The organism is Clostridium sp., assembly GCF_036569345.1.
Lineage (GTDB): Bacteria > Bacillota > Clostridia > Clostridiales > Clostridiaceae > Clostridium_AD.
Map to the genome: position 1 here is coordinate 146,919 of NZ_DATCQT010000055.1, position 9,320 is coordinate 156,238.

9 protein-coding genes and 2 pseudogenes are annotated in these 9,320 nt (G+C 32.5%); 5 read left to right on the forward strand and 6 right to left on the reverse strand.

Going from position 1 to position 9,320, the window contains the following annotated elements; translation table 11 throughout:
* Positions 1–38: 38 nt before the first annotated feature.
* Positions 39–1,145, reverse strand: a complete 1,107-nt coding sequence (locus VIM70_RS05860) for an alanine/ornithine racemase family PLP-dependent enzyme (RefSeq protein ID WP_331944801.1) — start codon at positions 1,143–1,145, stop codon at positions 39–41.
* Between the two features lie 175 nt (positions 1,146–1,320).
* Here VIM70_RS05860 and VIM70_RS05865 point away from each other — a divergent pair, with 175 nt between their 5' ends.
* The 4 genes from VIM70_RS05865 (at position 1,321) to VIM70_RS05880 (ending at position 4,627) form a co-directional block, all read left to right on the forward strand.
* Positions 1,321–2,481, forward strand: a complete 1,161-nt coding sequence (locus VIM70_RS05865) for a DUF362 domain-containing protein (RefSeq protein WP_331944802.1) — start codon at positions 1,321–1,323, stop codon at positions 2,479–2,481.
* 65 nt (positions 2,482–2,546) lie between these two features.
* Complete coding sequence (locus VIM70_RS05870; protein ID WP_331944803.1) at positions 2,547–3,092, forward strand: pyruvate kinase alpha/beta domain-containing protein; 546 nt, start codon at positions 2,547–2,549, stop codon at positions 3,090–3,092.
* Between the two features lie 132 nt (positions 3,093–3,224).
* Entirely contained in the window at positions 3,225–3,854 is a 630-nt protein-coding gene (locus tag VIM70_RS05875) for an ABC transporter ATP-binding protein (protein ID WP_331944804.1), read from the forward strand.
* Between the two features lie 2 nt (positions 3,855–3,856).
* Entirely contained in the window at positions 3,857–4,627 is a 771-nt protein-coding gene (locus VIM70_RS05880; protein WP_331944805.1) for an ABC transporter permease, read from the forward strand.
* Between the two features lie 94 nt (positions 4,628–4,721).
* Here the strand turns inward: VIM70_RS05880 and VIM70_RS05885 are convergent, their stop codons facing one another.
* A complete protein-coding gene (locus VIM70_RS05885; protein WP_331944806.1) occupies positions 4,722–6,632 on the reverse strand; it encodes a glycoside hydrolase family 20 zincin-like fold domain-containing protein in 1,911 nt (636 codons plus the stop codon).
* A 401-nt stretch (positions 6,633–7,033) separates the two neighbouring features.
* On the opposite strand from VIM70_RS05885, the gene VIM70_RS05890 reads away from it, so the two are divergent.
* Positions 7,034–8,281, forward strand: a complete 1,248-nt coding sequence (locus tag VIM70_RS05890; RefSeq protein WP_331944807.1) for a hypothetical protein — start codon at positions 7,034–7,036, stop codon at positions 8,279–8,281.
* A 97-nt stretch (positions 8,282–8,378) separates the two neighbouring features.
* On the opposite strand, the pseudogene VIM70_RS23400 reads toward VIM70_RS05890, so the two are convergent.
* The 4 genes and pseudogenes from VIM70_RS23400 to VIM70_RS05905 form a co-directional block, all read right to left on the reverse strand.
* Positions 8,379–8,558: pseudogene (locus tag VIM70_RS23400) on the reverse strand (hypothetical protein); the annotation flags it as partial.
* A gap of 69 nt (positions 8,559–8,627) precedes the next feature.
* A complete protein-coding gene (locus VIM70_RS23405) occupies positions 8,628–8,729 on the reverse strand; it encodes a hypothetical protein (RefSeq protein ID WP_331944812.1) in 102 nt (33 codons plus the stop codon).
* A gap of 31 nt (positions 8,730–8,760) precedes the next feature.
* Positions 8,761–8,925, reverse strand: a complete 165-nt coding sequence (locus VIM70_RS05900; RefSeq protein ID WP_414648670.1) for an NAD(P)-binding domain-containing protein — start codon at positions 8,923–8,925, stop codon at positions 8,761–8,763.
* A gap of 73 nt (positions 8,926–8,998) precedes the next feature.
* Positions 8,999–9,320: pseudogene (locus tag VIM70_RS05905) on the reverse strand (gluconate transporter); the annotation flags it as partial.

Here is a 9,320-nt window from a genome sequence, read left to right on the forward strand (position 1 = left end):
CCTATCATATATATTTTTATATGTCAATTTTTTCAAAATTATATAAAAATTTTTGGTATGCTTGGATTTCCACTCAAATACATAAGTGGTGGATAATACATTGAAAACTGGAGTATTTCTCCTAATTTTATTTCAATATCACAATCTTCAATATCTATAATTAAATGATCCGAACTACTTCCTACAATTTTGACACCTTGCCTTTGTGGAATTAGCTTATCGTGTGTCCCAAAATCCTGTTTTCCCACTGCTAGTAGCGCCCTTTTTCTTATTCCCTTATCCTCATAAGTTGCTTTATATCCAAAAGCATCTATAAATACTTCCCCAATAGGATATGTGGGTTTATATTTTATTTCAACTACCTGAGCTTTTAGGACAAAAGTATCCTTATGCATATGTTTCATATCATATCCCCAGAACTTCTCTAAGTCTTCTGCTAATAATATTCCCTCGCCTATCCTTAAGTTATTTACTCTTTTAGGCATCTTCTCATCTATTACTAAAGGCAGTGAACTTGTAGCTCCCCCGGAAATCATTTCTAATCTTCTATTTATTCTACTTTCTATTACTTCAGCAATGGTGCATAATCTCCCCAAATTCTCTACCGTCGGAATTATCGCTCCATAACAACCTAAATTCGTTCCTACTCCATATAACTCAACATTTCCAAGGTGATTTTCTACATATTCTGCTAAGCTAATAAATTCTTCCTCGTCAAAAACACCTTCTCTTAAATCCCCAAGGTCAAACATTAGAATTACCTTATGTGTTTTGCCTTGTAATTCACATTCCTTTTGGATTAAATTTAATGTTTCTATTTCAGAATTTAGACTAACATCAGCAAACTTAACCAATTCTTTTATTTCACTAAACATTGGAATTCTAAGCATCATAAAAGGTTTACCTAAGCCATATTCATTTAGTTTAATTATTTGATCCATTCTTGAGCTTGCTATATATGTGCACCCAGCATTTGCAAACTGCTCTGAAACTTCTGGTATCGCATTAAACCCCTTAACTACCCCTGTAATGCTTATCCCCTGAGAATTACACAAATCTACCATGAATTTTACATTTTCATATACCTTCTTTAAATCAATTTGAAGCATTGGATATGTAATATCTGAACAAGATTTTAGTTTCATACTTAATCTCCTTTAATAGATTTTTATTAATATTATCAGATAGTAACATATTAATATTACTATCTGATGAACATTAATTATTGTTACTAGTATACCATGTTAATATATACCATGAAATGGTATACTATTATTAAATTAAGACATATTAAAATATCATGTTTAAAGGGGTGTAAATATGAGCAAAGTAATAATTAAGGAGTGCGAAAGCTATAATATAGATGCTGTTATAGAAAAGCTAACCACTGGCATGGATTTTATAGGTGGATGGGGTTCCTTTGTAAAGCCTGGTATGAAAGTACTACTAAAAGTGAATTTAATTGGTCCAAAATCTTCAGAAACTGCTGCTGTTACTCACTCGGAATTTGTACGAGCCATAGCTATTATTCTAAAAAAAATGGACTGTACAGTTTGGATTGGAGACAGTTCAGGTGGTGCAATAGCTGGAATAGCACCTACAAAGCAAAGCTTTGAAGTATCCGGTTTAAATAAAGTAGCCTTAGAGACTGGAGCAGAAATTAAGAATTTTGACAGAGAAGGTGTTAAAGAATGTTTGATAAAATCTGATTACGCTACTAAGATGTATTTAGCAAAACCTATATTTGATGCAGATTTAGTTATTAGCCTTCCAAAATTCAAGACCCATACAGCAGCTATATACACAGGGGCAGTTAAAAATGTATTTGGTTTTATACCTGGGCTTAGAAAAGCAGAATATCATAAGCTACTACCAGATCCAAAGAATTTTGGAAGCATGCTGGCAGATATACATGAAAATTCTAAAATAGCACTACACATTATGGATGGAATTACTGCAATGCAGGGTGAAGGACCTACCGCAGGTGATGTTTACAATGCACATAAAATACTTATAAGTACAGATCCTCTAGCTCTTGATACTGTTGCAACAAAAATGATAGGACTAGATATAATTGATCTTCCCATACTAAATGCAGCTAGAGAGAGAAACATAGGAGAGTGGAAATTAGAGAACATTCATGTTTGTGGGGACTATAATTCTCCTCCAGAACTTAAAGGATTTAAATTACCTAAAAAATTCACTAGTAAAAAGAAACAAAACTATAAGGCACTTATAAAGGTTATTAATTTTCTAAAAACACGACCAACGATTAATCTCTCAATATGTAAAAGTTGTAATATGTGCGTAGAGAGTTGCCCTGTTCAAGCAATAGACAAGGAAACTAAGAAAATTGACTACTCTAAATGTATTGAATGTATGTGTTGCCACGAGTTATGCAGATATAAAGCTGTTGAACTAAAAAAAGACAATGTGATTGCTGGACTTATGACAAAACTCTATCGAGGTAAATATAAATAATAGATGAAACGATAAAAGAAGTTTTAAAAACATGGAATGGAAGACAAATATAGAGGAGTGACATAATGTATTTTGAGAAATGTGGAAATGTTAATACAAAAGAGGCAGTAAAACTTGCTGTTAAAACTGCAAAAGATAGAGGAATTAATTATATTGTGGTAGCCTCTAATGAAGGTGAAACTGCAAAAGTGCTTAAAGATTGTGGGATAAATATAGTTGTAGTTACTCATGCAAACGGCTATAAAGAGGCAGGTACTCAGGAAATGTCCTATAAAACAAGAACAGAATTAGAAAGCTATGGCTTTAAGGTTTATACTTCATCTCATGCCCTTTCAGGAGCAGAGAGAAGCCTTTCTAAAAAGTTTGGAGGAATATCTCCAATTGAGGTTATGGCTTATTCCTTAAGAATGTTTGGTCAAGGAATTAAAGTTTGCGTAGAAATATCTACAATGGCATTAGATGGTGGAATGATACCATATGACGAGGATATTATATCAATAGGTGGCACTGGACGTGGCGCTGATAGTGCTATAATACTTAGGCCAGCTCATAGCTCAGATATACTTCAAACTAAAATAAAAGAAATAATTTGTAAACCGGCGCAATGGTAGAATACATTTGGGAGATGATATTAAATCGTCTCCTTTTATCGTATACAATGATATAATAAATCTATTGAAAATAAATATTAAAAGTTAATACTGAATAATCATATATAAAATATAGATTTGAAAGGAATTAAAATGAAGGAATTTTTATTTAAAGCGAGTAATCTTATTTACAAGGACAATTTAATTTATAAAAACGTAAAAATTGAGCAAGGAAAAATTAATTTTATAGTAGGTGAAAGTGGATGTGGAAAAAGCACTTTTTTAAAGCTATTGAACCAGTCTATAAATGCAAGGTCTGGGGAATTATTATATAAAAATAAACCAGTAAGTTCATATGACCCTATAGTGCTAAGACGTGAAGTAAGTCTAGTTTCTCAGGAGGTATTTCTCTTTGATGAGAATATAACCGATAATTTTAAAACTTTTTACGCACTTAGAAAAAAACCTATGCCTGATAAAGAATATATCGAATACATCACAAATCTTTGCTGCGTAAATGTTCCACTTGACCAAAATGCCTCTACTTTGTCTGGTGGAGAACGCCAAAGGGTTTACATATCAATTTTTTTATCATTAAACCCAAGTGTTATATTACTTGACGAGCCAACTTCTGCATTAGATGAAAAAAATAGTCATGAAATGATGATAAATATAACGAATTTCTGCAAAACTAAAAACATTGAGCTTGTAATTGTAAGCCATAATAAAACTATTGTTGATGAATTTAGTGAAAATAAAATTGAAATAGTTAAGGGGGCTTAGATATGGCAGGCGTTGTTCAGCTAAGTATTTTCAAGTTTTCACTTATTTATTTACTTCTTATTGTAGTTCTCATAATCATGAAAAAATCTAAGGTTAATCAATCGAAGCTTCTTTTAGTTGCAAGTTTAAGGATGACTCTTCAGCTTGTCCTTGTGGGTTACATACTTCAATATGTTTTTAAAAATCCAAATCCACTATTTACTATAATTTTCTTAATACTTATGATATCATTTTCTATTCATAGAGTAATCGGAGGTAGAAAAGATTTAAACAACAATTTTAAGATTGCAATAGCATGTTCTTTAACGTTTTGTGGACTTTTTGTTTTAATATTTTTTGTATCCGTAGTTGTTGGAAAATCTATATTTAACCCTCAATACACTATTCCACTCGCTGGGATGATTATTGGTAATGCAATGACTGGAGTAAACATTGCAATAAAGACTTTTATGGATGATATAAGCAAAGAAAAAAATAAAATTAATACTTTACTTAACTTAGGAGTGGAACCTAAAGATATTCTAAAACCCTTTGCTAATAATGCTTTAGAAACTGCCTTAATTCCTACCATGAATTCCATGCTAGGGATGGGAATAATTTTTTTACCTGGAATGATGACAGGACAAATGTTATCAGGTACATTACCTACCACAGCCATTATGTACCAAATAGCTATTATGATTGCCATTTGCTGCTCAGTTTGTACAACAATTTTCTTATCTCTAAACTTGGGTTATAAATCTTTATATAATAGTCGAAAGCAGTTTTTATAAATAGAATATTGCTATCGTTTTAATTTTGAAAGCTGTGAACTAATGTCCACAGCTTCTATAATTAATTATTTTGATACTCTATTCGCAGTTAGGATCAATTTTCAAATTTTGCATCATATTTTCTGAGGATGGTACATATTTGCCAAATAAATTCTTTTATTCGATACAGTTCACTCTCTCGACTGACCGTTCTCCACTCTATGCAGTAATCCATTAGCCAGTATTCCAGCTTACTAGCCAGTTCATAGTTTGTATCTAAAGGATGCACATCCTGACCATATTCATATTTTTTAATGACTAAAGTCAATTTCTGCATCAGTGCTACACCGCGCGCAGCAAGATAATACTCTAACATTTCCTCTTGGTGGTCTACATAGGAACCAGTAGCATTCTGTTTAAGGCAATTACTAATTTCTGTGCATCTAAAAACTGCTGTTTTAAGTTGATCCTCAGAAACCAACATCATTTCAACTTTAGCTTTTTCATACATAGAAACTCCACACTCATTATAAGTCTGATTGTATACTTTATAATCTCTGAAAAATGCCAAATCATTAAAAGTGATTATATCTTGGTGAGAGAGTTCCCGCAGTAATCCCATTAAATTTTTTTCACGGTCTCCATATTCAACCAATGAAACAGCCTGGTCTATTGTACTGAAATTCCTGTCATCTTCAATGTTCCAGCCTTGTGCTGCACCGTAAATCATGCATGGAATAGCAAGCGCAGGCATATTAATATGTCCACAATCTCCCCAGTCGGTATTTAAAAATCCCACCGCATGATACTGATTTCCGAGCATCGCCATCTCCCTGATATTAGTAAAGCTCATGTCATATTCATTAACTAATCGGCTGTAACCAGATACGCTAGGACATACATATTGTTTTAAACCTTTATCAGAAAATATTTTAACAATTTCCTCCTTAGCTCCATAATTGTAATACCAGTTGAGGCAGGTAACCTGTGAATTCAGCTTACCCATCTGTTCGTGATGGTTCTGCACAATATCCCCCCAAATCATTACCTTTTTTCCCTTAACTTCAAGATATTCTACTAACTTGTTGACATAAGAAAGATACAACTCTCCATAAACCATTTGTTTAGCCATGGAAGCACTTTTACCCTTCCCCAAATCAAATGTTTCATCGCAACAAATGTTTATTTTATCGCTACGGAACAAAGGAATGTATTGATCGAGCATACTAGTTATAAGGGTAAAACTTTCTGGGTCAGAAACATTAATGATGTGGTATCTCATTCGGTTATACCAAGTAAATGCCTCTCCCATACTTGTGTCCATTTCTCTGTATTTACCAAAGCTCTCTGAGCGGAGTAAATCATACAAATGTCCAAAGGATGCAATGCATGGGACTAACTCAATGCCTCTTATATAGCAGTAATGATCTAGCTCCAAAATTTCTTCTGGGGTAAAAGGATCAGTTTGAGACCAAATTTCTTCAAAACCATCTAAACGCAGGCAGTTCTCCATATATAACTGAAGTTGATTGATTTTATAAAGAGATAATCTATCAACCATAGATTTTAGACTGTCCATAGTAGGTACTCTTCCGCGACTAACGTCGAGCATATATCCTCTGTTTGAATAGGATGGTTCATCCTCAATTTCTGTGCATTCAATTTCTGCACGTGATATCTTACATAACTGTATTAGTGTTGCTGTCCCATATAAAAAACCGCGACTAGAACAAGCTACAATGGTAATTTTATTACTTGTTACAATTAGCTTGTAAGCTTCCTCATTTATATCTTTATTTTTACATTCAAAGTGAATACTATTCTTTACAATATTTTCTGAACCTTGTAACACTTTTTTAATTGGTAACGTAATTGCGATGACTTTTTTAATTTCCAGTTGTAATAACTTTGCTGTTTCCAAATCATTGTCATTTTGCTCCGCCTCTAACACAATAGAAGTATTGTGTCCTATCAAAAACAACCCATCCTGCTTTGTTATCTTCCGTGGCAATGGGATTAAATACATACTTGTTCCTCCTTTACTTTTTCCATTTACAACATAATATTTTAATTAGATGTATTATAATAGTAAAGACACTATCAGCTTCAAACTGCTGATAGTGTCTTTACTAACTTTTTATTGTATTTTATAGGATAAAACCTATCTTGCATTCTTAATTTTGATATATATTCTTTATCATTATACTAAATTTCATTCAATAGCTAAGTTACACAATGGCCTAGGCGTTAATATTCTTTTTTATTATATTAAGCATCATTTAAGTTTTGTTCTAATATTAAATTAACAATCTAATATGTTTCATTATAACATACAAACCATTATATTAATAATTTTTTTGATGGTTATGGTATAATTACGTTACAGATCTGATTTGACATTTATTTTATAAAAGGAGGTGTGATTAAATGCAGGAGGTAAAAGATATCAAAGTAGGGATAGGTTTTGCTACTGGAAGAAAGAGTTTTCAAAAGGTGCTAAGAACCAATATAAACAACTGGAAGGAATCTGGTTTGGTTGAAAATAAAAAAATCAGTTTAAATCTTTTTGTTGCATATGATCTTCATTATAATAAAACCCAAATAACGGATTACACTAATGTACACCCAGATTTAGTTAAGCAGATAGATAGTAAAGTTTTTATTGGAAGCGTCTCTATAAAAGAAGAAATTGATTATTTAACTCGGGAAAATGTAATCACTATTGATGAATGTAACTTGATTTTTGGCAAAGGATACGCAGCCAAGCGTAATGCTGTGTTATATAATGCTATAAAGTGCAATATGGATTATTTGGTTTTTCTAGATGACGACGAGTACCCTATGGCAGTGACTAATACACTTAATTCTGCAATTTGGGGCGGGCAGTTTGTTTTGTCAGAACATCTTAAAAATATAACTAATGCAGACATAACTCATGGGCATCACTGTGGATATATATCTCCCATCCCGTATATGGAATTTAACGACACTATGAGTGAAGGAGATTTTCGATCATTTATTGAGGCCATAAGCAACGATATAATCAAATGGGACAAATTAAAATCTGTTATGAAAAATGGTGGAATCACATATGCTGACACAAAGATATTAACTAGTCAGGATGCTGTAGAGGTTGAGGAAATAAACCATTCAAAGTTTATATCTGGAGCAAATCTATGTATTAACCTTACGGATCCTAAACGTATTTTTCCTTTTTACAATCCACCAGGAGCTAGAGGAGAGGATACTTTTTTAGCTACGTGTCTAAGCGATAGAAAGGTCATGCGTGTTCCATGTTACACATTCCATGATGGATTCTCAACATACAATCACCTTTTAGAAGGTGTTCTACCAATTCGATTGAAATTCATTAAAGCTGATACTGATAAAATTATCACTCGCTTTTACAATGCATGTATAGGTTGGATTCGTTATAAGCCATTACTACTCTATATAACGCAGCCAGATTGTTATGATAAAAAGATTAAAGAAATGAGGGATAGGCTGACTGTTACATTGCCTAAAATTTGTGCTTATTTTGGAAAGCCTCAATTTATTAATGTCTTATCTGAACTCGAAAAGTACCATAAAAATGTGAAAAACCATTATGACGAATTCCTTGAAACGCAACGTATTTGGGCAAAGATCATGGAACACTTTTCGAATCGTACGTAAAGCATATAGCTTGTTCGCCCATTTCGGGCGCAAAATTAGACATCCTATGTTTTATATAGAGTGCCATTCCAAAGATAAATAAATTAAGTTCTCCATGTTATTTTAAAAGCTTTGTTCCAAAAAAGAATATGGGTAATTCACTTATAGCAAGAATAAACCATAATAATCCAAGCTGTGAGACATCTCCACCTGTCTTTTGAATAAGCAATGAAATATAACTATTATTACTTCCCATTGCAATATTTGCGAAATAGATAGAAACTATAAAAACAAAAAATCTTTTATCTTTATTAAACTTACAATATCAAATAAATCAGTCTTTTGGGGGGTAACTTTATCTTTGTAATTACGAATCTAACATTAGGTTTTTAAGATTAGCATCATTTTCATAAGCTTCGTTTATCTTGTTAAGAAATTGAGCTCTTATAATACACCCACCTCTGAATATTTAGGCAATTTTCCCATATTCAAGGTCCCAATTATACTCCATTGATGCAGCTTTCATAAGTGCAAATCCCTGTGCATATGAATTTAAAGCCCAAATCTTCAAGTTCTTTGCTTCTACGTATTGTATCCATAAAAAATGAATTACCACCATCTATTATGATATCACCCTTTGAAATATATGGTATTAAAGTTTCTATAGCTTCATCAACAGGTTTTACTCCTTATTAACAAACTAATACAGGAGAAGCATAGCTTCTCCTGTATTAAACTTTAATGTATAACTGTACTTAATAATAGAACCATAATTAAACCAACAACAGAAATTATAGTTTCTAATACTGACCATGATTTTAAAGTTTCTGGTATTGATAGATTGAAATATTCTTTAAACATCCAAAATCCAGGATCATTAACATGTGAGAATATTAAACTTCCTGCACCTGTAGCTAATACCATTAGTTCTGGACTAGCTCCTGTTGCTACAACTAATGGTCCTACAATACCTGCCGCTGTAAGGCCTGCTACTGTTGCAGATCCTAATGCTATTCTAAGTATTGCTGCAATTGACCATGCGAGTACAAGTGGTGAAATT

Excerpts from the sequence above, each read along its gene's own strand:
- VIM70_RS05860 (WP_331944801.1), bottom strand. The coding sequence starts at position 1,145 with ATGAAACTAAAATCTTGTTCAGATATTACATATCCAATGCTTCAAATT.
- VIM70_RS05870 (WP_331944803.1), top strand. The coding sequence starts at position 2,547 with ATGTATTTTGAGAAATGTGGAAATGTTAATACAAAAGAGGCAGTAAAA.
- VIM70_RS05875 (WP_331944804.1), top strand. The coding sequence starts at position 3,225 with ATGAAGGAATTTTTATTTAAAGCGAGTAATCTTATTTACAAGGACAAT.
- VIM70_RS05880 (WP_331944805.1), top strand. The coding sequence starts at position 3,857 with ATGGCAGGCGTTGTTCAGCTAAGTATTTTCAAGTTTTCACTTATTTAT.
- VIM70_RS05865 (WP_331944802.1), top strand. The coding sequence starts at position 1,321 with ATGAGCAAAGTAATAATTAAGGAGTGCGAAAGCTATAATATAGATGCT.
- VIM70_RS05890 (WP_331944807.1), top strand. The coding sequence starts at position 7,034 with ATGCAGGAGGTAAAAGATATCAAAGTAGGGATAGGTTTTGCTACTGGA.
- VIM70_RS05885 (WP_331944806.1), bottom strand. The coding sequence starts at position 6,632 with ATGTATTTAATCCCATTGCCACGGAAGATAACAAAGCAGGATGGGTTG.